21 protein-coding genes are annotated in these 26,409 nt (G+C 53.8%); 10 read left to right on the forward strand and 11 right to left on the reverse strand.

Features of this window, described 5'->3' with window-relative positions:
- Positions 1–46 precede the first annotated feature (46 nt).
- Both HV127_RS01595 and HV127_RS01600 read right to left on the reverse strand, forming a co-directional pair.
- Complete coding sequence (locus HV127_RS01595) at positions 47–1,474, reverse strand: glycoside hydrolase family 1 protein (RefSeq protein ID WP_182234715.1); 1,428 nt, start codon at positions 1,472–1,474, stop codon at positions 47–49.
- Between the two features lie 7 nt (positions 1,475–1,481).
- Positions 1,482–2,819 (reverse strand): PTS transporter subunit EIIC, encoded by a 1,338-nt coding sequence (locus HV127_RS01600; RefSeq protein WP_182234717.1) that lies wholly within the window; start codon positions 2,817–2,819, stop codon positions 1,482–1,484.
- 303 nt (positions 2,820–3,122) lie between these two features.
- Between HV127_RS01600 and HV127_RS01605 the strand changes: the two genes are divergently transcribed.
- Positions 3,123–4,124 (forward strand): LacI family DNA-binding transcriptional regulator, encoded by a 1,002-nt coding sequence (locus HV127_RS01605; RefSeq protein WP_182240523.1) that lies wholly within the window; start codon positions 3,123–3,125, stop codon positions 4,122–4,124.
- Positions 4,125–4,253: 129 nt separating this feature from the next.
- Here the strand turns inward: HV127_RS01605 and lysA are convergent, their stop codons facing one another.
- On the reverse strand, positions 4,254–5,516 hold the full coding sequence (gene lysA, locus HV127_RS01610; RefSeq protein ID WP_182234719.1) for a diaminopimelate decarboxylase: 1,263 nt from the start codon (positions 5,514–5,516) through the stop codon (positions 4,254–4,256).
- Positions 5,517–5,650: 134 nt separating this feature from the next.
- Between lysA and HV127_RS01615 the strand changes: the two genes are divergently transcribed.
- Entirely contained in the window at positions 5,651–6,577 is a 927-nt protein-coding gene (locus tag HV127_RS01615; RefSeq protein WP_182234721.1) for a LysR family transcriptional regulator, read from the forward strand.
- On the opposite strand, the gene HV127_RS01620 is transcribed toward HV127_RS01615, so the two are convergent.
- A complete protein-coding gene (locus tag HV127_RS01620; RefSeq protein ID WP_182240525.1) occupies positions 6,564–7,256 on the reverse strand; it encodes an aspartate/glutamate racemase in 693 nt (230 codons plus the stop codon). The genes HV127_RS01615 and HV127_RS01620 overlap by 14 nt on opposite strands.
- 139 nt (positions 7,257–7,395) lie before the next feature.
- Between HV127_RS01620 and HV127_RS01625 the strand changes: the two genes are divergently transcribed.
- The 6 genes from HV127_RS01625 (at position 7,396) to HV127_RS01650 (ending at position 13,637) form a co-directional block, all read left to right on the forward strand.
- On the forward strand, positions 7,396–7,722 hold the full coding sequence (locus HV127_RS01625; RefSeq protein WP_110276432.1) for a cupin domain-containing protein: 327 nt from the start codon (positions 7,396–7,398) through the stop codon (positions 7,720–7,722).
- A gap of 492 nt (positions 7,723–8,214) precedes the next feature.
- Positions 8,215–9,105: a sugar ABC transporter permease gene (locus tag HV127_RS01630; protein WP_110276431.1), complete on the forward strand. Its 891-nt coding sequence runs from the start codon at positions 8,215–8,217 to the stop codon at positions 9,103–9,105.
- Positions 9,098–10,000 carry a carbohydrate ABC transporter permease gene (locus HV127_RS01635; RefSeq protein ID WP_182234723.1) on the forward strand — a complete coding sequence of 301 codons (903 nt, stop codon included), beginning with the start codon at positions 9,098–9,100 and terminating at the stop codon, positions 9,998–10,000. Before HV127_RS01630 ends, HV127_RS01635 begins: the two co-directional genes overlap by 8 nt.
- 12 nt (positions 10,001–10,012) lie before the next feature.
- Positions 10,013–11,140, forward strand: a complete 1,128-nt coding sequence (locus HV127_RS01640) for an ABC transporter ATP-binding protein (RefSeq protein ID WP_182234725.1) — start codon at positions 10,013–10,015, stop codon at positions 11,138–11,140.
- Between the two features lie 16 nt (positions 11,141–11,156).
- Positions 11,157–12,443 (forward strand): ABC transporter substrate-binding protein, encoded by a 1,287-nt coding sequence (locus HV127_RS01645; protein ID WP_182234727.1) that lies wholly within the window; start codon positions 11,157–11,159, stop codon positions 12,441–12,443.
- Between the two features lie 66 nt (positions 12,444–12,509).
- Positions 12,510–13,637, forward strand: a complete 1,128-nt coding sequence (locus tag HV127_RS01650; RefSeq protein WP_275944516.1) for an oligogalacturonate lyase family protein — start codon at positions 12,510–12,512, stop codon at positions 13,635–13,637.
- 545 nt (positions 13,638–14,182) lie between these two features.
- Here HV127_RS01650 and HV127_RS01655 read toward each other — a convergent pair.
- The 3 genes from HV127_RS01655 to HV127_RS01665 all read right to left on the reverse strand — a co-directional run bounded on the left by HV127_RS01655 (position 14,183) and on the right by HV127_RS01665 (position 18,324).
- The gene (locus tag HV127_RS01655; RefSeq protein ID WP_182234729.1) at positions 14,183–15,526 is read right to left on the reverse strand and encodes a carbohydrate porin; all 1,344 of its coding nucleotides are present in this window, start codon (positions 15,524–15,526) and stop codon (positions 14,183–14,185) included.
- 104 nt (positions 15,527–15,630) lie between these two features.
- A complete protein-coding gene (locus HV127_RS01660; RefSeq protein ID WP_182234731.1) occupies positions 15,631–17,064 on the reverse strand; it encodes a glycoside hydrolase family 32 protein in 1,434 nt (477 codons plus the stop codon).
- Between the two features lie 18 nt (positions 17,065–17,082).
- The gene (locus tag HV127_RS01665; protein WP_182234733.1) at positions 17,083–18,324 is read right to left on the reverse strand and encodes an MFS transporter; all 1,242 of its coding nucleotides are present in this window, start codon (positions 18,322–18,324) and stop codon (positions 17,083–17,085) included.
- A 240-nt stretch (positions 18,325–18,564) separates the two neighbouring features.
- On the opposite strand from HV127_RS01665, the gene HV127_RS01670 reads away from it, so the two are divergent.
- Positions 18,565–19,560, forward strand: a complete 996-nt coding sequence (locus tag HV127_RS01670) for a LacI family DNA-binding transcriptional regulator (RefSeq protein ID WP_182234735.1) — start codon at positions 18,565–18,567, stop codon at positions 19,558–19,560.
- On the opposite strand, the gene araE is transcribed toward HV127_RS01670, so the two are convergent.
- Entirely contained in the window at positions 19,561–20,979 is a 1,419-nt protein-coding gene (araE, locus tag HV127_RS01675; protein WP_181484998.1) for an arabinose-proton symporter AraE, read from the reverse strand.
- A 445-nt stretch (positions 20,980–21,424) separates the two neighbouring features.
- Positions 21,425–22,186, reverse strand: a complete 762-nt coding sequence (gene kduD / locus HV127_RS01680) for a 2-dehydro-3-deoxy-D-gluconate 5-dehydrogenase KduD (RefSeq protein ID WP_110276421.1) — start codon at positions 22,184–22,186, stop codon at positions 21,425–21,427.
- 539 nt (positions 22,187–22,725) lie between these two features.
- Between kduD and HV127_RS01685 the strand changes: the two genes are divergently transcribed.
- Positions 22,726–23,901, forward strand: a complete 1,176-nt coding sequence (locus HV127_RS01685) for an oligogalacturonate lyase family protein (RefSeq protein ID WP_110276420.1) — start codon at positions 22,726–22,728, stop codon at positions 23,899–23,901.
- 230 nt (positions 23,902–24,131) lie between these two features.
- On the opposite strand, the gene HV127_RS01690 is transcribed toward HV127_RS01685, so the two are convergent.
- Together HV127_RS01690 and HV127_RS01695 are read right to left on the reverse strand one after the other, a co-directional pair.
- Complete coding sequence (locus HV127_RS01690) at positions 24,132–24,827, reverse strand: oligogalacturonate-specific porin KdgM family protein (protein ID WP_182234737.1); 696 nt, start codon at positions 24,825–24,827, stop codon at positions 24,132–24,134.
- Between the two features lie 243 nt (positions 24,828–25,070).
- The gene (locus HV127_RS01695) at positions 25,071–26,246 is read right to left on the reverse strand and encodes an acetyl-CoA C-acetyltransferase (protein ID WP_182234739.1); all 1,176 of its coding nucleotides are present in this window, start codon (positions 26,244–26,246) and stop codon (positions 25,071–25,073) included.
- Positions 26,247–26,409 lie beyond the last annotated feature (163 nt).

Raw genomic sequence — 26,409 nt, forward strand, 5'->3', positions numbered from 1 at the left:
GCCTGCGAGTCAATATCGGCGCTATCTTAGCAAAATTTAAGCCCGGCTAGCGCCACTCATCGTCAATATCCAGCGTTAACTCACGACTGTCACGCAACTGACGGAACCAGCTGGCGGAAGCCTTCGGTCGTCGCGCCCGGTTATTTTGCAGATCGATTTCAATCAGCCCGTAACGATTTTTAAAGGCGTTCATCGGCGAAACGTTGTCAGTAAACGCCCACAGCATATAGCCGTGACAGTTGGCCCCCGCTTCGCGCGCGCGCAGGGTTTGCCACAGATGCTCGCTGATAAATCGAATGCGGTAGTCGTCAGCGATGGTGCCTTCGCTGTTACGAAACTGCCCTTCGTTCTCCACGCCCATACCGCTTTCCGCCACAAACCACGGGATATTGCGATAATCCTGTTTGATGCGCATCGCCATATCAAAAACGATTTGCGGATAGATTTCCCAACCGCGGGAGCTGTTCATCTTCCGTCCCGGAAGTTCAAAGGGCTCATAATAGTAAGCCGGATGGAACGGCGTTTGCGGGTGCCAGGCGCGCGACGGAGCCTTAACGCGATGTGGGTAGTAGAGATTAATCCCCAACTCATCGACGGTGTTTTCACGGATAACCGCTAATTCTTCCGCGCAATAATTCCAGGCAACATCATGCTTTTCGAGCAGGGTAAACAGCTCCTGCGGGTATTCGCCGTGAACCAGCGGATCGAGGAATACCCGGTTATAAAACAGATCGTAGATTTCGGCGGCGTGCACGTCATGGGGCGCTCTGGAACGCGGATAAGTGACCTCCGGGTTGAGAATACAACCTACCGTGCCGCGATAACCCTTCTCGCGAAACAGCCTGACCACTTTCGCCGTCGCCAGCACTTTGTGGTGATTCCACTGCATCCAGGTGCCGGTGTTCTGTTCGTAGGGCCAGCGCAGCGCATCCAGGTAAACCCGAGTCTGCACCACAATCGGCTCATTGAAGGTAAACCAGCGCGTCACCTTGTGGTGATAACGGGCAAAAACCTTCTCTGCGTACTGCACAAACAGCTCCACCACTTTTTTCGATGCCCAGCCGCCGTACTGCTCCAGCAAATAGCCCGGGAGTTCATAGTGCTCAAGGCAGATCATCGGCTCAATACCGTTCGCCAGCAGCTCATCGAACAACTGGTCGTAATACGTCGCGTACGCTTCATCGACAGTAACGTTTTCATAGTCGGTGAGAAAACGCGACCAGTTGATTGAGGTCCGGTAATGAGTCAGACCCGCCAGCTTCATCAACTGTACATCTTCGCGAAAGCGGTTGATAAAATCGGTCGCCACCGCCGGACCATAGCCGTTATGCCAGACGTGGCGGTCGTTCTTGTACCAGAGATCCGGCCAGGAATCCTGGCCCTCTTGCTTGCCGCTCCAGCCCTCGGTTTGCCATGCCGAAGCGGCAGCACCGAGGATAAAATCGTGGGGGATCGCCATCCTTACTGTACTCATAGTGTCCTCATGCGTTTTGGCTGACCTGTGCGTTTTCCGCCTGGCGCTGAGCGGTGTCCGCACGGCGGGAGGCAATTTTGACGAACGGCAGATAGATAAGCACCGCGGTTACGATGCAGATAAGCTGCGTGACCACCGCGCCCATCGAGCCCGCCGTAGAAAGCCAGGCGTTAATCAGCGGCGGCGTGGTCCACGGCACCATCACCACCGCTTTACCAGCAAAACCGGCGGCAGTCGCAAAGTAGCCGATGCTGCCGGTCACCAGCGGAGTGATAATAAAGGGGATCGCGAGGATCGGGTTGAGCATGATCGGCATGCCGAAAATCACCGGCTCGTTGATATTGAACAACCCGGGACCAATCGACAGTTTGGCGATCTCCTTCATCTCTTTGCGTTTCGTGCCGATCATCACCGCAATCAACAGACCAATCGTCAACCCTGAACCGCCGATGCTCATATAAACATCCCAGAACGGCATGGTAATGATATTCGGCACCTCTTTGCCCTGCTCAAAGGCGCTCATATTGACGGTGATCGCCCCCAGCAGCAGCGGCTCGCGGATCGGTTTGATCATCTGGTTACCGTGGATGCCGATAACCCAGAACAGCTGCGCAACGAACATCAGCAGCAGGATCCCCGGCAGACTTTGTACCACGCGCTCCAGCGGCTGCTGCACTACTTGATAAACCGCGTCATAGAGATACATGCCGGTGGCCTGGTGAAAAATAAAGCCAAAGGTGGCAATCAGCGTAGTGGTGATAATTGATGGGATCAGAGCGGAAAACGACGCCGATACGTTGGGCGGTACGGTATCCGGCATTTTGATCTTCAGCCCCTTACGCCCTTCCAGCCAGCAGTAGATCTCCACCGACAGAATGGCGATAAACATGCCGAGGAACAGGCTGCGGGTATCGGAGAACTGGCGCAGCAGCACATCTTTCACTTCATGCATTTGCCCGTCGACCATCATCTCGACGGTGGTCGGCGTGACGCAAATAAAACAGATTACCGCCAGCAGCCCTGGGAACAGGCTCTTGATACCGTTAATCCGCCCGAGCTCGATACCGATAAGAAAGACCGCACCGATGTTGAGAAAGTTAAGCGTCGCGTAGTTAATCGCGCTGGTGATCGGTTTTAGCGCCGCCAGAAAAGAGAGCGACTGAAAACTGGCCAGTCCGTTTTTAGGATCCAGCACCATGTTGGAGATCAGCACCGAAAAGGCACCGACAATGATCACTGGCATCAGGGTAATAAAGGCAGACTTTATTGCCATGATGTAGCGATAGCTGTTGAATTTCGTGGCGAAACTCCCCAGAGAGTCGATCAGTTTGTCCTGCAATGCCATAGAGGATACCTCAGGTTTAAGGGCTTTTAGCGCACCAGGTGTACAGCCAAACACCTATTGGCATACCAAAAATAATCACTGGTGAGAAAAAGTTCTGTGACTAAGCTCGCAACCTCTCTACTGGTATTCCAAATAACGCAAAATTGGCATACCGCATTTGCTATTTGATTTTTTCAGACGATCAATTCCTGTAAAAGCGTGATCACGATAGTTTTTTACGCTGCCTTGAGGCCATATCCCCCTGAATGTCTGTGATAAACTGCGCGTTACCACGTGATATCAGGAATCGTAACAATGGCAACAATGCTGGATGTCTCAATTCGCGCAGGCGTCTCTAAAGCGACGGTTTCCCGCGTGTTGAACGGCACAGGTCAAGTGAAAGAGAGCACCCGCCAACAGGTTTTTAAGGCGATGGAAGAGCTGGGCTATCGGCCTAACTTTCTCGCCCGCTCGCTGGCTAACCGCACGAGCAACAGCATCGGTCTGGTGGTCTCCACCTTTGATGGTTTCTATTTCGGACGCTTGCTACAGCAGGCATCCCGACAAACGGAGGCCTGGGGCAAACAGCTGATCGTCACCGACGGCCACGATGCGCCGGAGCGTGAAGAAGAAGCGGTGCAGATGCTGGCCGATCGCCAGTGCGATGCCATCGTGCTCTACACGCGCCATATGAGCGAAAAGAAAATCATGTCGCTGATTGAGTCCATCGACATGCCGCTGGTGGTCATTAACCGCGATGTCAGCCAGGCGCGAGAGATCTGCGTGTTCTTCGAACAACAGGACGCGGCGTTTCAGGCCGTTGAGTACCTGATTACCCAGGGTCATCGCGATATCGCCTGTATTACCGTGCCGATGCACACGCCGACGGGTAAAGCCCGTCTGGAAGGTTATCGTAATGCGCTGAAAAAACACGGTATCGAGTGGGATCCGGCCAAAGTGAAGTACGGCGATTCCACTATGACCCGCGGTTATGAACTGTGCCGTGAACTGTTAGAAGAGAAGACGCCGTTTAGCGCGCTGTTTTCCTGTAACGATGATATGGCGCTGGGCGCTTCGAAGGCGCTGTATCAGGCGGGGCTGCGGATCCCGCAGGATATTTCGCTGTTCGGTTTCGATGACGCGCCGAGCGCAAAATGGCTGGAACCGGGGCTGTCCACGGTCTATCTGCCGATCGATAACATGATAACCACCGCTATCGATCAGGCGATCAAGCTGGCAAACGATCAGCCGATTGAGACGATCCCGCCTTTTACCGGTACGCTGGTGCTGCGCGAATCGGTGACAACCGGGCCGTATTACAAATAATTAGCTGAAGTTGCAATTGCCCGGCGGCGGCTAACGCCTTACCGGGCCTACGAAATTCACAATCCCCGTCGGGTAAGCCGTCACCCGACAGAGACGCGGGCACTATGGGCAAAACGCCTTCACATCAACTTATAGCAGCTCAAGCGCCAACAGCTCTTCAATCGTCTGACGACGACGGATCAGCCGCGCTTTGCCGTTATCGAACAGCACTTCAGGTAACAGCGGACGGCTATTGTAGTTAGAGGACATCGATGCGCCGTAAGCGCCGGTGTCGTGCAGCACCAGGTAATCACCCGGTACTACCGCTGGCAGCAGCCGCGTTTCCACCTTTCCCCCTTCCTGCTGGGTAAAGACATCGCCCGATTCGCATAGCGGCCCGGCGACCACGGTTTTAATCTCCCCAGCAGCGCTAAGGTCGCGGCCATCAGCCGCCAGAGCGGTGATGTGGTGATAGCTACCGTACATTGACGGGCGCATCAGATCGTTGAAACCGGCGTCAATCAGCACGAAGTGGCGGCTGCCCATCTCTTTCACGCTGCGAACCTGAGAAACCAGCACCCCGGATTCCGCCACCAGGAAGCGACCCGGCTCGATTTCCAGTTTCACCGGATGACCCAAATGCTTCGCCACCTGCTCGCGCGCCGCATTCCACAATCCGAAGTAGTGATCGGTATCGATCGCCTCCTCATCTTCATGGTAGGGGATCGACAACCCGCCGCCGGCCGAGATCGCCTGCAGATCCTGGCCGAACTCGATGACCTGACGCACCATCGCGCCGCATACCTGTTCCAGATGGCCATAATCGACGCCGGAACCAATATGCATATGAATACCCACCAGCTGTAGCTGGTAGCGGCGCATCACTTCCAGCGCCGCCGGTAAATGGCTGTACCAGATCCCATGTTTGCTGTTTTCGCCGCCGGTATTGGTTTTTTGACTGTGACCGTGGCCGAAGCCTGGATTCACGCGCAGCCAGACGCGGTGGCCCGGAGAGACTTCACCCAGTTGGCTTAGCATGTCGATAGACCCGGCGTTGACCGGGATCTGCAACTCTTTCACCCGCTCCAGCGTTGCATCGTCAATCAGGTCAGCGGTAAAAACGATATCTTCCGGATGCTGGTGCGGATCGTATCCCGCCGCCAGCGCGCGCTCGATCTCGCCCAGCGACACCGAATCCACTTTAACGCCCAGTTCGCGCATCAGGCGCAGAATATGAATATTTGAACAGGCCTTCTGCGCAAAACGCACGACGTCGAACTTACTCAGTTGGGCAATCTGGCGACGAATAATCTGCGCGTCGTAGACCCAGACCGGGCAGCCGAATTCGGCAGGCAACCGCAGCAGGTTCTCTGCGGTCAGATCGGTATCAGTAGCGTAAAGCGAGCGTGGCATAAGGAACTCCGGTGCTGTGTGTGCGTTGTTTGTGTTTTTTTACGATTACGCCACAGCCTGTAAGGAATAAAAAATATCGTTTTATTGCCAGTCTATGCAAAAATGATATAGTTCACGTCACTTGAGGAACCCCCATGCCCGCCGTAAACCTGCGCCATATTGAAATTTTCCATGCGGTAATGACCACCGGCAATCTGACGGAAGCCGCGAGGATGCTGCATACCTCGCAGCCGACCGTCAGCCGCGAGCTGGCGCGCTTTGAAAAGGTATTGGGCCTGAAGCTGTTTGCCCGCGCCCGCGGTCGCCTGCAGCCAACGGTTCAGGGGCTACGCCTGTTTGAAGAAGTGCAGCGCTCGTGGTATGGCCTCGACAGAATCGTCAGCGCGGCGGAAAGCCTGCGCGAATTCCGCCAGGGCGAGCTGTCGGTAGTATGTTTACCGGTTTTTTCCCAGTCGTTTTTACCCCTGTTGCTACAACCTTTTCTGGCGCGCTATCCGGACGTCAGCCTGCAAATCGTCCCCCAGGAGTCGCCGCTGCTGGAAGAGTGGCTTTCAGCTCAGCGCCACGATCTTGGTCTGACTGAAACGCTCCATACCCCCGCCGGAACCGAGCGCACGCCGCTGCTGACGCTAAATGAAGTGTGCGTACTGCCGCAAGGCCACCCGCTCGCCGCTAAACAAGAGCTGACGCCTGCGGATTTTCACGGCGAAAACTATATCAGCCTGTCGCGAACAGATAGCTACCGTCAATTACTGGATGCTTTATTCCTCGATCATCAAGTCAAACGGCGAATGGTCGTCGAAACGCACAGCGCGGCCTCAATTTGCGCGATGGTACGCGCGGGGGTGGGGATCTCGGTGGTTAACCCACTCACCGCGCTGGATTACGCCGGCAACGGGGTAGTGGTGCGCCGCTTTAGTATTGAAGTGCCGTTTACCGTCAGCCTGGTTCGCCCACTGCACCGCCCCGGCTCTGCGCTGGTCGATGCTTTCGCTCTGCATCTGCAAAATAGCCTGCCGCGCATCCTGACCCCGCTCGAAGCGGTGCTTACGAAAGCATAAACTCCACCGCATCCGCCGCGTGAATCGCCGCGGTATCAAACACTGGCAGCGGGCTGCTTTCTGCGGGTACCAGCAGACCGATTTCGGTACAACCGAAAATCACGCCTTCAGCCCCCTGCTCCGCCAGGGCGTCAATGACCTGCAGATAGTAGTCACGCGATTCTGCGCTAAAGGTTCCCAGGCACAGTTCATCAAAGATGATCTGGTTGATACGTTCACGGTCTTCAGCTTCAGGAATCAGCGTGGCGATAGCGAACTGCTGCTGTAAGCGGCCGCGATAAAAATCCTGCTCCATGGTATAGCGCGTTCCAAGCAGGGCGACGCGGCTTTGGCCTTTGGCAGTAATCGCTCGCCCGGTGGCATCGGCAATATGCAGGAACGGCACGTCGCAGCCCGTTTCAATGGCTTCGGCAACCTTATGCATGGTGTTAGTACACAGCACGATGCCTTCGGCCCCCGCTTGCTGTAGCCCGAAAGCCGCCTGTGCCAGGATCTCGCCCGCACGGTCCCAATCACCCGAGGACTGGCAGGCCTCGATTTCATGAAAATCCACGCTGTGCAGCAGCAGGCTGGCGGAGTGCAGACCGCCCAGGCGCGCTTTGATACCTTCGTTAATCAGGCGATAGTAGGGAATCGTCGATTCCCAGCTCATCCCACCCAACAGGCCAATCGTTTTCATCATTCGCTCCTTATGTGAAGTCCTTCAGTGAACCAAACTTGTGATCAACTTTCCACCTTCTCCTGACGATCGTTTCCTTTTGGTTTTTTGTAGGATAAATTAAATAAAACGATGTTTCATTTAACTACAGGATCAGCGGATGTTTATTTTTCATAAAGAGACCACCCTTGAAGATCTGGGCAATGGCGTCACCCGTCGCATTCTTGCGCATGATGGCAAGATGATGGCGGTCGAGGTGAACTTCGAAGCGGGCGCCATCGGGCCAATGCATAACCACCCTCACGAGCAGCTCACCTATGTGCTCTCCGGTGAGTTTGAATTCACCATTGGTGATGAAAAGCACGTGGTTAGCGCGGGCGATACGCTCTACAAGAAACCGGAAATCATGCACGGCTGTATCTGCCTGAAGCCGGGGACGCTGCTCGATACGTTTACCCCTGTCCGTCAGGATTTTCTGCAAAAATAGTTTCCCCTCACCAGGGCATGCCTCGCATGCCCACCATTTTCTGAACTTTTCCGCCAAAAATAATTGTCATAAAGTATGTTCAATAACAATCATTAGCAAAGCAATTAACCCCGCCAGACCAGCCTCAGCTCTCATTTTCACCCCCCTTCTCAACTCCCCGCTATCTCTGCAAAATGCGCGCGCTCGCATTTTTTGAAACATCGTTTCGACTTTGATCACATTTCCGAGATGAACTGAATGACTCTGTAATAAATCGCAATAAAATAAATTTAAAACGGTGTTTTACAAAATCAGGACACCAGGTAAGGCAAAATCAAAAAACACATGCTCTGTAGGGATTTTTAGAGTGAAAAGAGCTCAAAAACTCAAAGCTAACAAGGGATGACTCATCGCTGACATACCAGGAACGCATTAACTTTCCGGCGACACTCCTCGCGGGAAAGGCACTAAACCCGAATCCGTATTACAAACTCGTAAGCCAGGTAGGTATGTATGAATGAAAACAGAATGCTGGGATTGGCATGGATATCGCCCTATATCATAGGGTTGATAATCTTCACCGCCTTTCCCTTTGTTTCATCTTTCTTCCTCAGTTTCACTGAGTACGATTTGATGAGTCCACCGGTGTTTAACGGCATCGAAAACTATCGCTACATGCTGACTGAAGATGGCCTCTTCTGGAAATCCATGGGCGTGACGTTTGCGTATGTCTTTTTAACCATCCCATTAAAACTGGCTTTCGCGCTGGGGATTGCTTTCGTCCTCAACTTTAAACTGCGCGGCATCGGTTTTTTCCGTACCGCCTACTACATTCCGTCGATTCTCGGCAGCTCAGTCGCCATTGCCGTTTTGTGGCGCGCACTGTTTGCCATCGACGGCCTGCTGAACAGCTTTATCGGCGTGCTCGGCTTCGACCCGGTTAACTGGCTCGGCGAGCCTTCGCTGGCGCTGATGTCCGTCACCCTGCTGCGCGTCTGGCAGTTCGGTTCAGCGATGGTTATCTTCCTTGCCGCCCTGCAGAACGTGCCACAATCTCAATACGAAGCGGCAATGATCGATGGCGCTTCAAAATGGCAGATGTTTATGAAGGTCACGGTGCCGCTGATCACACCGGTGATTTTCTTCAACTTCATCATGCAGACCACTCAGGCGTTCCAGGAGTTTACCGGCCCGTACGTCATAACCGGCGGCGGCCCAACCTACTCCACCTATCTGTTCTCGCTCTACATCTACGACACCGCATTTAAGTACTTCGATATGGGTTACGGCGCGGCGCTGGCATGGGTGCTGTTCCTGGTCGTCGCGGTCTTTGCCGCCATTGCGTTTAAGTCTTCGAAATATTGGGTGTTCTACTCCGCCGATAAGGGAGGCAAAAATGGCTGATATCCAACAAATCTCGCAAGCAAGGGACATTGCCGAACGTGAAGTCGCACGGACTCTGCGTCGTGAGAAAATCAACGCCAGTATCCGCTATGTAATCCTGCTGTTCGTTGGCCTGCTGATGCTCTACCCGCTGGTATGGATGTTCTCGGCGTCGTTCAAACCGAACCACGAGATCTTCACCACCCTGAGCCTGTGGCCTGCCCACGCGACCTGGGATGGTTTTATCAACGGTTGGAAAACCGGCACCGAGTACAACGTCGGCCACTACATGCTGAACACCTTCAAGTATGTGATCCCGAAAGTACTGCTGACCATTATCTCCTCCACCATCGTGGCGTACGGCTTTGCCCGCTTCGAGATCCCATGGAAGAAGTTCTGGTTCGCAACGCTTATCACCACCATGCTGCTGCCAAGCACCGTGCTGTTGATTCCTCAGTACCTGATGTTCCGTGAAATGGGCATGCTGAACAGCTATCTGCCGCTGTACCTGCCGCTGGCGTTCGCCACCCAAGGGTTCTTCGTGTTCATGCTGATTCAGTTCCTGCGCGGCGTTCCGCGCGACATGGAAGAAGCGGCGCAAATTGACGGCTGTAACTCCATTCAGGTGCTGTGGTACGTCGTCGTACCGATTCTGAAACCGGCGATTATCTCGGTGGCGCTGTTCCAGTTCATGTGGTCAATGAACGACTTTATCGGCCCGCTGATTTACGTCTACAGCGTTGACAAGTATCCAATCGCACTGGCGCTGAAAATGTCCATCGACGTCACGGAAGGCGCTCCGTGGAACGAAATTCTGGCAATGGCGAGCATCTCCATTCTGCCATCCATCATCGTGTTCTTCCTGGCACAACGCTACTTCGTACAGGGCGTTACCAGCAGCGGAATTAAAGGTTAAGAGGGAAATATCATGGCTGAAGTTATTTTCAACAAACTGGAAAAGGTTTACTCCAACGGCTTCAAAGCGGTACATGCTATCGACCTGAAAATCGCTGAAGGTGAATTCATGGTGATCGTCGGACCATCCGGCTGCGCCAAGTCAACCACCCTGCGTATGCTGGCTGGTCTGGAAACCATCAGCGGCGGCGAAGTACGCATCGGTGAAAAAATCGTTAACAACCTCGCGCCAAAAGAGCGCGGGATCGCGATGGTGTTCCAGAACTATGCGCTCTACCCACACATGACCGTGCGTGAAAACCTGGCCTTTGGCCTGAAGTTAAGCAAGCTGCCAAAAGCGCAGATCGAAGCCCAGGTTAACGAAGCGGCAAAAATCCTCGAACTGGACGATTTGCTGGACAGACTACCGCGCCAGCTCTCCGGTGGTCAGGCTCAGCGTGTGGCCGTAGGCCGTGCGATTGTGAAAAAGCCAGACGTGTTCCTGTTTGACGAACCGTTATCTAACCTGGATGCCAAGCTGCGTGCTTCGATGCGTATTCGTATCTCTGACCTGCATAAGCAGTTGAAGGCATCCGGTAAACCGGCGACTACGGTTTACGTAACCCACGATCAGACCGAAGCGATGACCATGGGCGACCGCATTTGCGTAATGAAGCTGGGTCATATCATGCAGGTGGATACCCCGGACAACCTCTACCACAAACCGAAGAACATGTTTGTGGCCGGCTTTATCGGCTCGCCGGAAATGAACATCCGCGCCAGCAAACTGACAGAAGATAACGGCCAGCTGTCCCTGACTATTGGCAATCAGACCATGCCGTTAAGCGCCGCGCTAAAAGAGAAAGTCGCCAGCTACGCCGGTCAGGATATGTTCTATGGTATTCGCCCTGATTTTGTCTCGCTCTCCGATGAGCCGTTCGCTGAAGGCGGTTGTATTGGTGAAATGGTTCGCGCCGAAAACATGGGACATGAATTCTTCATTTACCTGAAAGTTGGCGAGTATGAACTGACTGCACGAATTCCTTCTGATGAAGCTAAGCCCATGATCACCAAAGGACTTCATCGTAAGGTGTACTTTAAGTTTGATATGAATAAGTGCCATATCTTTGACGCTAAAACTGAACAGAACATCTCTCTGTGAACACTGGAGTATTAAAATGAAAAAAGTGCTTTTAAGCGCCGTAATCTCCGCAACTCTGGGCCTTACCGCGTTACCGTCAATGGCGAAGGATGTCGACCTGCGTATGTCATGGTGGGGCGGCAACGGCCGCCACCAGGTGACGCTGAAGGCGCTGGAAGAGTTCCATAAACAAAACCCGGATATTAACGTTAAAGCAGAATACACCGGCTGGGACGGTCACCTTTCACGCCTGACCACGCAGATCGCTGGCGGCACCGAACCTGACGTGATGCAAACCAACTGGAACTGGCTGCCGATCTTCTCGAAAAACGGCGAAGGCTTCTACGATCTGAATAAGATGAAGGACGTTATCGATCTGAGCCAGTTCGATGCCAAAGAGCTGCAAACCACCACGGTGGACGGCAAGCTTAACGGTATTCCCATTTCCGTCACCGCCCGCGTGTTCTACTTCAACGATGAGACATGGAAAAAAGCCGGCGTCGAGTACCCGAAAACCTGGGACGAACTGATGGCGGCGGGTAAAACCTTCGAGAGCAAGTTGGGTAAACAGTATTACCCGGTGGTGCTGGAGCACCAGGACACCCTGGCGTTGCTGAATTCATATATGATTCAGAAATATAACCAACCGGCTATCGACGAAAAAACCAAGAAGTTCTCCTACAGCAAAGAGCAGTGGGTCGAATTCTTCCAGATGTATAAAAAGCTTATCGACAGCCACGTGATGCCGGACACCAAGTACTACGCCTCGTTCGGCAAAAGCAATATGTATGAAATGAAGCCGTGGATTCAGGGCGAGTGGGCGGGGACCTATATGTGGAACTCCACCATCAACAAATACTCCGATAACCTGAAGCCGCCAGCGAAGCTGGATCTGGGTAACTATCCGATGCTGCCGGGCGCTACCGACGCGGGTCTGTTCTTTAAACCAGCACAGATGCTCTCCATCGGTAAATCGACCAAAAACCCGGAAGCAGCGGCGAAAGTCATTAACTTCCTGCTGAACAGCAAGGAAGGGGTTGATACCCTGGGCCTGGAGCGCGGCGTACCGCTGAGTAAAGTGGCGGTGCAATACCTGACCGAAGACGGCACCATTAAAGCCGATGACCCGGCGGTATCCGGCCTGAGACTGGCGCAGTCCCTGCCAACCAAACTCTCCGTGTCGCCATACTTCGATGACCCGCAGATCGTTGCCCAGTTCGGCACCTCTCTGCAGTACATCGATTACGGACAGAAAACGGTCGAAGAAACGGCAGCAGATTTCCAGCGTCAGTCTGACCGTATCCTGCGCCGCGCGATGCGCTAACGGCTCGTTATCCGTACCTACCCCGCAGCCCTGGCTGCGGGGTATTTTTTTAGCAAGGAGTCAATCATGAAAGGCAAAATCATCCCGCTGAACTTTCGGACCACGCAGGACAGCGAAACCGGTCACCAGGTGATCCGGATGACGCCATCGCATGTTATCTGTCACCGCAATTACTTCTATCAAAAATGCTTTACACAGGACGGTAGCAAGCTGATTTTCGGCGGCGCGTTTGAAGGCCACTGGAACTACTATTTACTCGATATCGCCGCCCAGCAGGCCACTCAGATTACCGACGGGCCGGGCGATAATACCTTCGGCGGTTTTCTTTCTGCGGATGACCAGGCGCTGTGGTATGTCAAAAACAACCAACAGCTGCGCCGCGTGGATTTGGCGACGCTGGAAGAACAGGTTGTTTATCAGGTGGACGACGAGTGGGTCGCTTACGGCACCTGGGTTGCTAATAGCGATTGCAGCCAGCTGGTGGGAATTGAAATCAAAAAAAGCGACTGGCAGCCGCTGACCGACTGGAGCAAGTTCCGCGACTTTTACTTTACCGAACCGGAATGTCGTCTGATTAATATCGATCTACACAGCGGTGAACAGCGTGTGGTATTGCAGGAAAAACGCTGGCTCGGCCACCCGATTTATCGTCCGTTTGATGACAACACCATCGCCTTCTGCCACGAAGGCCCGCGCGATGCGATCGATGCCAGAATGTGGCTTATCGACGCTGACGGCAGCAATATGCGTAAAGTTCGCCAACACCAACCGGGAGAGAGTTTTACCCATGAGTTCTGGGTGCCGGATGGTTCCGCGCTTTATTATGTCGCGCATCAGGAAAACGATCCGCATCGTTATCTGTATCGTGCCGATCCGGTAACGCTGGAAAACCAACAACTGATGGCGATCCCCCCTTGTTCACATCTGATGAGCAATCATGATGGTTCTCTGGTGACCGGCGACGGCGCGCCGCACAGCACCGGTGATATTCATCTTAACGATCCGTTTATCTGGGTATTTGATATTCATACAGGTGAGCAAAAAGCGATTTGCCGTCATGATTCGACCTGGAAAGTCATCGAAGGCGAGCGTCAGGCAACGCATCCGCATCCGTCATTTTCACCAGATAACCGCTGGGTGCTGTTTACTTCCGATAAAGAAGGCATGCCCGCGCTGTATCTGGCTGAGGTGTAGTCGCTCGACAACGTCCCCGGCTGTGGGCCGGTAGTCCGGACAGATGCGCAGCATCTCCTCCAGGACATTCAGCTACTCTGCATTCTGATCCCGGGGGCGGCGCAAAGCGCCTTGCCCGGGCTACGGGACCGCAGACGGCTAAAAACGGGTAGCCCAGACTGATGCGCAGCATCGCCTCCGGGACATTCAGCCACTCAGCATCCTGATCCCGGGGGCGGCGCAAAGCGCCTTGCCCGGGCTACGGGACCGCAGACGGCTAAAAACGGGTAGCCCGGACAGATGCGCAGCATCGCCTCCGGGACATTCAGCTACTCTGCATTCTGATCCCGGGGGCGGCGCAAACGCCTTGCCCGGGCTACGGGACCGCAGACGGCTAAAAACGGGTAGCCCGGACAGATGCGCAGCATCGCCTCCGGGACATTCAGCTACTCTGCATTCTGATCCCGGGGGCGGCGCAAAGCGCCTTGCCCGGGCTACGGGACCGCCGCAAGCTTGCGATGGGGTAGCCCGGGTAAGGCGTTTACGCCGCAACCCGGGAAAACCGGTCAGAAGAAATACTTAAACCGCACCCGAGCGCCGTAGCGCTCATCGGTATTGCCGCTTTTCGCCGCCGACGAATCCAGCCACGACGCATAGGCTCCGAGGTAAATATTAAAGTTCGGCATATCCATAATATTCGGCAGCAGCCATGAAGTGTGAATAGTATGGATGTCGTAGCGCCCCGGCGTCAGGATCGCGCAGTCGCCGTCACATTCCGCGCTGACACCGGACATATTAAACCGGTCGATTTTATTATGCGCATAGATATAGCCCAGCTCCACGCGGTGCCATAACGCATTGATACCGGCGCTGAAATCCTTTTCATCCGCCGCATCCAGATACGCGGTGCTCAAATTTACCACCGCCCCATCCTCGGCATCGGTTTTCAGAGTATTCCAGCTCAGCGTCATGCCGTAGCCGGTGCGGCTGGACTGATCGACCCAGCGACCGTTTTGATTCTGATAACCATAGGCGTTATTGACGAGGTTACTCTCCATCGCCGCAGCTACCGACCACGCACCCGACTGCCACGCCGCCACCGGGCGCACATAAACCACGTTTTTGCGGTTATCCAGCGCGTTGCCATGATAATTCTGGTCGACAAACAGAGAGCTACCGTCTTCCACCAGCGTATTAACCTCAAAGTACCAATTATCAAGGTTTTTACTCAGCAGGAAGTTACCGCCGCTGCTGCTACGCCCGCGCCCCTCTTTCATCATGTAAATATAGCCATAACCATCGCTATACAGATCGTTCGCCGTATTGCCGGAATATTCAATAAAGGTATCCTGATTCAGCGGGAACATATCGTAAGCTTCGAAGCGACCAATTTTTATTTTCCAGTCACTCTCCTGACCAAAGAAAAATGCCGCGTCATCAAGATTCATTTTACCATTCATATCCGCCAGCGGCTGGACGCTGAATCCAGCATATTTCCCGTTAGCGCCTTTGCGTAATCCATCAAAGCCCAGAAGAATACGTCCGTTAATATCCCAACGTTCTTTATCTCCCGGTGCCCAGTTTTTATTAGCGCTGGTTTTCACCGACGTTAAACTACCGGTGCGGCTGGCGCCGTCCATATTAAATTCAACGTCGCCATAGAATTTTAATTCACCATAATCATTAAGCTGCAAAGCGGGCTTAGCGGGTGCGGTACTGGCCACCGCCGTTGGCGTCTCCTGACGTTTTAGCGCTCGGATCTCCGCCTCCGCGCTGGATGCCCGCTGTTCCGTCGCTTTCAGCCGTTGCTCCATTTGCGCCAGCCGTTCTTCGAGTGTTAATGGCTCCTGCGCCTTAGCCAGAGGGGTAAATAAAGACGTCAGAAAACACCCGACCCAGATTTTATTCATCGGCAAACCCTTTTATTAAATTAAGTTTTTATTTATAGGTAAAACACGACAATAATAACCCGCCCATCGTCGAAGACGGGTTATTAACGATAATGAAACAATGATTATTCGAGCTGCCAGGCTCCCGCTTCAGTTAAAAACGCCGAACCGCTCCAGGCAAATAAAGCCAATTCGCGATTGTCTGCATCCGGATATATACGACTACTGAGACAAGCCTCACCATCATTAACAAACACTTCGACGGAAGAGCTATCGAAGAATATCCTTAACTTCAGCTCTGCCCCTGCGGTCAACGGCACGCTACGTACCCCGCACAGACCATACTGCGGATAATGACGCTCCAGCACCAGGCGCTGCATCTGCGCGTCCACGTAAATACGCAGACCATCACCGAAGCTCAGACCATACTGCTCAGCGCTGCTGTTGGCGCAATCCCAGTTCAGGATGACCTCCATGGCTTCACAGTTTTCCACCATCATCGTCTGCTGGTTTTTCAGCGTTGTGACCGGCCACGGGAACCAGGCCCCGCGCATGCTCTCGACCTCTTTAGCCGGGCGCATTTGCAGACGGTTATCCGCGCTCAGGCTCAACTCGCGCGGTAGCGAAAGCATACCCGACCAGCCATCCTGCTGCTCCGGCTGCGGCGATTCCCACATATCCAGCCAGCCAATCACGATACGGCGGCCATCGGGGGTGAGAAAGCTCTGCGGGGCATAAAAATCGTGCCCATGATCCATCTCAACAAATTCCCCCTCGCGAACAAACGCCTGGCCCGGCCGCCAGTCGCCGAGCAGATAGCCGCTCTGGAAAAGGTTACGGTTCTGATAGCCTTTTGCCGCAATCCCCTGCGGGGAAAACATCAATATGTGTTTACCATTGAGAGTGAAAAAGTCCGGGCACTCCCACATATAACCCATCTCTTTCTCTGCCTCGTCGAGAACGCCCGCGTCGTGCCACTGGCGCAGATCGGCAGAACGATACAGCCGCACCTGCCCTGTGTCGCCATCGCGAGCGCCGACGATCATGTACCAGCACTCCCCTTCCCGCCACACTTTCGGGTCGCGGAAATGGTGCATGTCCGGCGGGGTATCGACCACGATCCCCTGGCGCTCAAAGTGAATACCGTCGCGGCTGGTAGCCAGACACTGCACCTGATAGAGATTAGCCTCATCGCTGGCGTCACCGTGGAATTTATGCCCGGTATAAATCAGCGCCAGCGTATCGCCATCAACGACCGCCGATCCGGAGAAACAGCCGTCTTTATCCTCCGGGCCTTCCGGGGCCAGCGCCACCGGCAGATGCTCCCAGTGAACCAGATCTTTACTGCGCGCATGCCCCCAGTGCATCGGCCCCCACTGGGTCGAGTACGGGTGATGCTGATAAAAAGCGTGATACCAGCCGTCGAACCACACCAGACCATTCGGGTCGTTGATCCAGCCCGCGCGGGCGGCCAGGTGGTAGCGCGGATACCAGCGCAAGTTCAGCGCCTCGCGTTTAGCCTGTAATTCCTGTTCAGCGTTGGCAATTGTGTACGTCATAGTCTTCACTCTTTTGATTCAGATAGCGGTGGGCTGCGAGACCAGCGGGTCCGAAGAGGACTTCGTGGAACGCAACAAGAAGATGGAGATAAAGGTGGTGCAGAACACCAGCAGTCCCATAATCAGATAGGACTGGGCAAAACCGTATTTCTCGTAGCTATAGCCCGCCAGCGGCGACAGTATCGTGGCGATAACCGAGCTGGTGCAGGCGAAGCCCACCAGATACAGCGTGGAAGAGAGGCGTTTATCGAAGTTTAAGCTGTTGTATTTAAAGATAGAGACCAGCAGTATCGGCAACTCGACTGCGTGCAGCAGCTTGGTAATGGAGATAAGCAGCGGCCCTTCAACCAGCCCGGAAGCCACCATGCGCATCGCCATCACCATTCCGGCGAAGATCAGGCCGTTTTTCGCGCCAATGCGGTTAACCAACCACGGGGCGCAGAACATGCCCGCAGCTTCAAGAAAGACCTGGAACGAATTCAGATAGCCATACATCGCGTTCCCTTCCTGCAGCGTCGGGAACTGTGAGGAGAAGTAGACCGGAAACTGCTGGTCGTAAACGCCGTAGATGCAGGTGCCGATCACAAAGAATACCAGCGCCCAGAAACGCGGCAGGGTCAGCAGGCGCAGCGCATCTTCCAGCGTCACTTTACCGCCAGCCACCGCTTCCTCCATCGCCTGTGACGCAGAGAAAACCCGCAGCCGCGCCAGTAAAATAAAGAACACCAGGCCGGAGCAGCTGGCTACCGCAAAGTTTAAATGCGGGTTGATGTTGAACAGCAAACCGGCAAAGAACGTCGCCACCGCCCAGCCCAGCGAACCCCACATCCGCGCCTTGCCGAATTCAAACTGGCTCTGGCGCGCTACACGTTCGGTATAAGATTCCAGCACGCCGATGCCGCCGTTAAAGGTCAGGCCGATATAAATCCCGCCAAAAATACTGCCGAGTAACACGTTAATTTTCAGCAGGTAGCCAAAAAGCATATAGGCCGGGCCTGAGAGGATCAGCAGAACGGTGATGTACCAGAGCAGATTCTTACGCAGGCCGAGCTTGTCCTGAATAAAGCCGTAGCAAACCTGCGCAAACAGCGCAGAGACGGAGAGCACCGCGTAAATAAAACCGGTGTCTCCCGGTTTCAGACCCACTTCCTGATACAACCAGATAGAGAGCAGAGAGCCTGAAGAGGACCAGGTGACAAAAAAGAAGAACAGTAACGCACTGAGTAACGGGTAGCTGTGGGAGCGATGCGCTTTCATCATGACATTCTCATGTTGGAGTAATACTGATATGGTAACGTTAACAAAAAGCGAAACTCATGTCGTTTTGCTGAGATTCATGATGTTAATCACAAAAGTTAACGTTAACATAATGAGAGTGCGATCGCGATCAAATATTCCTCGCCTGCGCACACGCTACGTGTACGATAGAATATCGTATGATCCTTTTACATCAGTAACTTAGTTAAACCCCGTTGCGACGGCGAGGGTGGAGCACTCAATATGGCATCCCTGAAAGATGTGGCAAAGCTGGCGAATGTGTCGCTGATGACGGTTTCCCGCGCGCTGAATAGCCCGGAAAGGTTGAAACCAGAGACCCTGGCCCGCGTCCAGGCGGCTATCGAACAGACCAACTATGTCCCCGATCTGTCAGCGAAAAAAATCCGCGGCGCTCACGCTACGCCAAACACCATCGGGGTACTGGCGCTGGATACCGTGACTACGCCGTTCTCGGTAGAGATTACGCTTTCCATCGAGGAAACTGCGCGTGCCCACGGCTGGAACAGTTTTGTGGTTAATATGTTCTCCGACGATAGCCCGGAAACCATTGTCGATCTGCTGCTCTCTCACCGTCCGGACGGGATCATTTACACCACTATGGGGCTGCGACAGGTGCCGCTTCCGGCCAAGCTGTTGACCCTCCCCTGCGTGCTGGCGAACTGCGAAAGCCTGCACGATCCGGTCGCCAGCTATATTCCGGATGATGAACAAGGACAATACACGGCGGTGCAGGCCTTGCTGGCTGCGGGCTACCGTCGTCCGCTGTGTCTGCATCTACCGGCTAACCATCTCGCAACCGTCCGCCGCCGTCAGGGGCTGGAACGCGCCTGCCGGGAAGCGGGGATTGACCCGGACGCGCTCGATCACTGCTATATGACCTACGGCGATGAACACTATCGCGATATTCCCGCCGTCGTGTTAGCGCATATCCAACAGCAAAAGCCGCAGTTCGACTCGGTGATTTGCGGCAACGACCGTATTGCATTTATGGTTTATCAGACGCTGTTGGCTCAGGGGTTGCGCATTCCGCAGGATGTAGCAGTCGTGGGTTACGACAATATGGTGGGGATCGGCGATCTGTTCTTACCGCCGCTGTCGACGGTACAGCTCCCGCATTATGACATCGGGCGCCTGAGCGCCCTGCATATCATTAACGGCGACAGCCATCGGGAAACGGTACGTGTTGCCAGCCCGTGGCTGCCGCGCGAGTCGCTGTAATTAATTGCCGATGTTGCGCAGCTTCTCGCCGGACATCAGCTTACGTTCGATATGCTCCAGGGTGACGTTTTTGGTTTCCGGAATCAGCCAGAAAGTCACACCGATAAAAGCGATGTTCAGCGCAGTGTAAAGCCAGAAGGTTCCCGCCGCGCCGATTGAATCAAGCAAGGTCAGGAATGTCGCGCCGATAATCATGTTCGACACCCAGTTGGTCGTGGTTGAACAAGTGATACCGAAGTCGCGGCATTTCAGCGGCTGAATTTCCGAACACAAAATCCACACTACCGGCGCGGCGCTCATCGCATAGCCCGCGATGCACATCATGGTCATGCCGACCGACAGCCAGGAAAGGCCGCTGGAGGCAGTGCCGTTATCAAACTGCATCAGGCAGTAGCCCAGCACCAGCGTGCCGACAGCCATAACGCTAAAGCCGATTTTCAGCGCCGGTTTACGTCCGGCCTTATCGACGGTGAAGACCGCGATAAAGGTGGCGAACATAAAGGTCAGGCCGACAACCAGGGTTGCCACCATCTGCTGTTCGGTGGTGGTGAAACCGGCCATTTTGAAGATACGCGGCGCGTAGTACATGATGATATTCATACCGGTAAACTGTTGCATGGCCTGCAACAACATGCCGAGAAATACCGCGCGGCGCACGTTGCGGTTGATTTTAAACAGCGCCCAGCCGCCCTGCTTTAGCTTCAGGCTTTCACGAATTTCGTTCAGCTCATCGCGGGCTTTTTCCGAGGTATCGCGCAGCATCCGCAGCACCTCTTCCGCTTCCACATGACGTCCTTTTTCCGCCAGCCAGCGCGGGCTATTCGGCAAGAAGACGACCAGAATGATCAGTACAACCGCCGGTAAGGCCAGCACCCCAAGCATCGCCCGCCAGTTACCGCTGTAGCTAAACGCGGTGTCTGAGAGAAATGCCATCACGATCCCCAGCGTTACCATCAGCTGGTACATACTGATCATCTTGCCGCGCACGTTTTCGCTGGCCATTTCAGACAGATACAGCGGCGCGGTATAGGAGGCGATACCTACGGCAACGCCGAGAATGACCCTTGCCGCCAGCAGCATTTCGACGCTGGTCGCAAAAGCAGAGCCAATGGAGCCTGCGACAAACAGCACGGCGCCAACCATCAGACTGTATTTACGCCCGAGACGGAACGAGAGCCAGCCGTTAAAGAGCGCACCGATAGCGGCCCCAAGCATCATGCTGCTCACCACCCACTCCTGCATGCGGCTGGATAAGACAAAATGATCGGTAATAAAGGGCAGCGCCCCGGCAATGACCCCGATGTCGAGGCCAAACAACAATCCCGCCACTGCGGCGGCAATCGAAACAAACTGATTCATGCGCCGGGTATCGCGCTGCGTACGCGGCATTAACGTAGAGTCGTTATTAATTGAAGCCATTTTTTCCTGCCAGACGGAGTAAGACATGTGATGAAAGTACGATATCGGCGGACTAAGGTGTCAGGCAGGACGAGCCAAAGATATGGATTAATAAGCTACCAGTAGCCGTTTTGTGATGGACATTCAACTTTCAAAAGAACAGAAAAAAATCATCTCATTATCGAAAAAACCCATTACACATAGATGTTCAGCTAAAAAACAAATAAACCATATGGACTATTCTAATTTCATGATATGGACAATTATTGTTAATACATAAAAAAACCCTGCCGAAGCAGGGTGAGATTGCTGACAGATGCGCTTGAAAGTGAAGAGGGTTCGTTTTTCTCCCTCTCCCTCCGGGAGAGGGCCGGGGTGAGGGCTTTTTGCACATTCTCCCCTCACCCTAACCCTCTCCCCACAGGGGAGAGGGGATCGTCCATACTCTTTGATAACGCGGCGAAAATTAGCGCGCCAGCCAGCCGCCATCAACCGCCACGGTGTAGCCGTTGATGTAATCAGACGCGCTGGAAGCCAGAAATACCACCGGACCCATCAGGTCGCTCGGCAGCCCCCAACGTCCTGCCGGGATGCGGTCAAGGATTTCGCTGCTGCGCTGTTCATCAGCACGCAGCTGCTGGGTATTGTTGGTCGCCATATAGCCCGGCGCAAGCGCGTTCACGTTAATACCGTGCTTCGCCCACTCGTTGGCCAGCAGACGGGTCACGCCCATTACCGCACTTTTGGACGCGGTGTAAGACGGCACGCGTATCCCGCCCTGGAAAGAGAGCATGGACGCGATGTTAATGATCTTGCCGCCGTTACCCTGAGCGATAAAGTGCTTCGCCGCCGCCTGAGACATAAAGAACACGCTCTTAATGTTCAGGTTCATCACGTCGTCCCAGTTTTTCTCGCTAAACTCGATAGCGTCTTCACGACGAATCAGACCGGCGTTGTTCACCAGAATATCGATATGACCAAACTCAGCTACCGCACGCTCCAGCAGCTGCGGGATGCCGTCAATCTGGCGCAGGTCTGCGGTCAGGCTAAGAAAACGACGGCCCAGCGCGGTAACGCGTTCAATGGTTTCCGTCGGTTCAACAATATTGATACCCACGATATCGCAGCCGGCTTCCGCCAGGCCGACCGCCATGCCCTGGCCCAGACCTGTATCACAACCGCTGACAACAGCCACTTTGCCCTGTAGGGAGAATGCATCGAGAATCATACTTTGTTCCTTAATCTTTCAGAGCCTGTAGGCACAGGCAAGGTTCTATTGGTCCAGCCTGCTGCTTGCACAGACCCTTATGGTTTTAAGAACTCTATAGGGATTTACTCATAAAAATAAAACAGAGTTCCGTTTTACAGTGAGCACATCTTAGCCCTGGCTAAAGTCATTTTCAATTATTATTAAAACGTTGTTTCAATTTTAAGATAAGTAAATCATGAAAATGCAAAACAGATCACGAAGCGTTGCGCCACCGGCAAAATAAAATCAATTTAAATCGATAAAATACAATAAGTTACAACACCTTTGAAAAATGACGGTAGATCATAAAAAAACGACCATAAAACAAAGGTGATCCCGGCATCTGCTGGACAGGCGACAAAAAAGTGCGATCCACCACGGGAAGTTGTTGCGAATTGCGTCCACCATCACAAATAATGAAACGATGTTTTGATAAATTGACACCTATCTTTTAAATCAACTTCCACTGACCAGCTCACGCAGGCTGGCGACATCTCAGGAAGGAAAAGGAGTACATCATGGCTAAAGGCATGCGGGTTAAATTGAATTATGAAGTCAGCCGCGATCCGGACACCGGCGCGGAAATCACCCGCTTAACCCCACCGGAAGTAACCTGTCATCGTAACTATTTCTATCAGAAGTGTTTTTTCAATGATGGCAGCCATTTGCTGTTTGCTGGTGAGTTCGATGGCCACTGGAACTACTATCTGCTGAATCTGGCGAAAGCCGAGGCGGTACAGTTAACGGAAGGTGCCGGTGATAACACCTTTGGTGGTTTCCTCTCTCCGGATGATAAATCCCTCTATTATGTGAAGAACGACCGCACGCTGCTGGAAGTCAACCTCACCACGCTGCAAGAGCGCGAAGTTTATCGCGTCGCCGATGATTGGGTTGGCTACGGTACCTGGGTGGCAAACAGCGATTGCACCAAACTGGTTGGGATCGAGATTGCCAAAAGCGACTGGACGCCGCTCAACGACTGGCAGATTTTCCACGACTTCTTCCATAAAGGCCCCCATTGCCGCCTGCTGCGCGTCGACCTACAAACCGGCGAAAGCAGTGTGATTCACGAAGAGAAAAAATGGCTGGGTCACCCGATTTATCGTCCTTTCGATGACAACACGGTCGCCTTCTGCCACGAAGGCCCGCACGACCTGGTCGATGCGCGGATGTGGATGGTTAATGAAGACGGCAGCAACGTGCGCAAAGTCAAAGAGCATGCACAAGGTGAAAGCTGCACTCATGAATTCTGGGTACCGAACGGTTCTTCGCTGATGTATGTTTCTTATCTGAAGGGCCAGCAGGGCCGGACAATTTATAGCTTCAACCCGGATACCGGCGTCAATGAAGCGGTGATGCAGATGCCAGCATGTTCGCATCTGATGAGTAACTTCGATGGCACGATGCTGGTGGGCGATGGTTCCGGTACGCCGGTCGATGTGAAAGATACCAGCGGCTACACCATCGATAACGACCCCTATCTGTACGCGTTTGATGTCGCGAAGCAGGCATATTTCCGCGTCGCACGCCACGACACCTCCTGGGCAACGGTTGCGAATAGCCGCCAGGTTACTCATCCGCATCCATCCTTTACGCCGGACGATAGCGCAATTCTGTTTAGTTCCGATAAAGACGGCAAGCCTGCTGTTTATATCGCGAAGCTACCGTCTCAGCCTGAGATGCTGAAAGCATAGAATTAGCCACTGTTTAGTTTGAGTTAGTGTTTCTGTAACTGGCCTTGCCCTCCTTTTGGAGGGCTTTTTTATGTCCAGAGTTTTCCCCGGGTCCTTCCAGACACGGTCTTCCCGGAGGCGGCGCAATGCGCCTGTCCGGGCTACCGATCGCGCGGTTCATCTCCTGGATAACACAAACAGAAAACCCCGGCTGACTGCTCCGGGGAAAACGATGAGGAGGTTTTTTTAATTTAGAACGAGTAGGCAACACCGACACGGAAACGGGTCTGGCGGTCGCTGCGGTCGTTGACGCCGACGTTGCCGAGTTCGCCGTACGGCGCCCAGTTTTTATCCAGCTTATAGGCAACCTTGAGGTTGTATTCCTGAGAGTACGGTTTATTGTCGTTACGCTTCACACCTTCCGTACTGCGCGCATAAACGTAGTTCAGCTCAGCGCGCCAGTCGCCCAGGACGTAACCGGCCCATGCATCGCCACGGTTTACCTTATCATCGTCTTTACCTGCATTCGCCGGATAACGGGTGTAGTCATAACGGTAGCGGGCAGCAACATAGAAGCCGTTATCGAAGCTGTACTGTACGCGCAGGTTCGGTTTATAGATTGAGCGGCTATCGTTACTTTCAATCGCAAACCCGGGCGTTACTGAGAAGTTTTTATCCGCCTTCCACTGCCAGCTAATAGTCTCTTCATGACCATTACCAATGACATCAGAATAAGGCTGGCTGGCGCTATCACCACCTGATTTCCACTTCGCCTCGACGGAGAAGCCAAAACCATTAGCGAAACGATGGGAGACGGAAACGCGGTCAGCGTTGCTCTTGTCCGACTTCCCCCCATCGATAAATTCATGACGTAAATCGACGGTGACAGCTGAAGCCGCGAAAGACATGCCACAGAGTGCAGCAAGGGCCAGAGATTTTGCAAACATGAGGTACCCCTTATAATTTAAAATATCGTTTCTTTTTTATGAAACTGCATTTTATTTTTTAAGTAATAATGTTTTAGTGATCGAGATCGTAATTATTTGTTTCAAAAAAGATGGCACAGCAAGACGTGACCGAGCTCAACAAAATAGAGGGTTACGAGGGAATTTGCGGGGAAAAGTGCTCGATAATAAAAACAAAAAAGCCTCCACGAGGAGGCTTAGAAAAATCACATCAGAATGGGCTTATTAGCGCTCGACCGCCAACGCTACGCCCTGACCGCCGCCAATACACAGCGTGGCAAGCCCTTTGCGGGCATCGCGTTTAATCATCTCGTGTACCAGGGAAACCAGGATGCGACAACCAGATGCGCCAATCGGGTGGCCGAGAGCAATCGCGCCGCCGTTCACGTTTACCCGTCGTTCATCCCACTCCAGCACCCTACCTACCGAAATGGCCTGGGCGGCAAAAGCTTCATTGGCTTCGATAAGATCGACCTCATCGAGCCTCCAGCCCGCACGCTCCAGACAGCGGCGGGTCGCATGTACCGGAGCTATCCCCATCAGCGCCGGATCGACGCCGACGCTGGCAAAGGCGCGGATCCGCGCCAGAATCGGCAGCCCAAGCTCCTCAGCTTTGGCTTCGCTCATCATCATCACCGCCGCCGCGCCATCATTAATACTCGACGCATTGCCTGCGGTGACCGATCCCAGTCGATCGAAGGTCGGGAGCAGGCTGGCCAGCCCTTCGGCGCTGGCATCAACCCGTGGCTGTTCATCGGTATCCACCAGCCGCGGGGTGCCGTTGAGCTCGGTCGCTATCGGCACAATTTCATCACGAAAGCGGCCAGAATCAATCGCCCGCCGCGCTTTATGCTGTGAGCTGAGCGCCCATGCATCCTGCAACTCACGGCTGATGCCGTACTCTCGCGCCAGATTCTCTGCCGTGACGCCCATATGATAATCGTTAAACGCATCCCACAGGCCGTCGTGGACCAGGCTGTCAATAAGCTGGCTATTGCCTAACTGCGCGCCGGTCCGGCTGTCGGTCAATACATGCGGGGCGCGGCTCATATTCTCCTGGCCGCCAGCAATCACCACATCCGCTTCACCGCACTGAATCGCCTGAGTTGCGAGGTGCAACGCCTTCAGTCCGGAGCCGCAGACGTCATTGATGGTAATAGCAGAAACGGTATTCGGCAGCCCACCGCGAATGGCCGACTGACGTGCAGGGTTTTGCCCGGTGCCCGCAGTCAGGACCTGACCGAGGATCACCTCATCAATACTTTGGGGATCGACACCGCTGCGCTCGACTAACGCTTTCACCACCACGCTGCCCAGTTCCACCGCTGAGTGGCGCGATAATGTGCCCTGAAAACAGCCTATTGGCGTTCGCAACGCACCGACGATTACGACATCTTTCATCCTCTACCTCTGCTCCGCCCCTGCGCAAAGAAACAGCATCATAGTAGTGAATTGTTATCAAAAAATTTCGTAATTGTTTAAAAAAAGTGAGGGAAATCACAAAGATTATGGGCGATTTTAGCGCCAGGGGTCGCTGACAAACCTGTTTTACGCATCGTGCCCG

This window comes from Klebsiella sp. RHBSTW-00215 (assembly GCF_014103785.1).
Lineage (GTDB): Bacteria > Pseudomonadota > Gammaproteobacteria > Enterobacterales > Enterobacteriaceae > Klebsiella.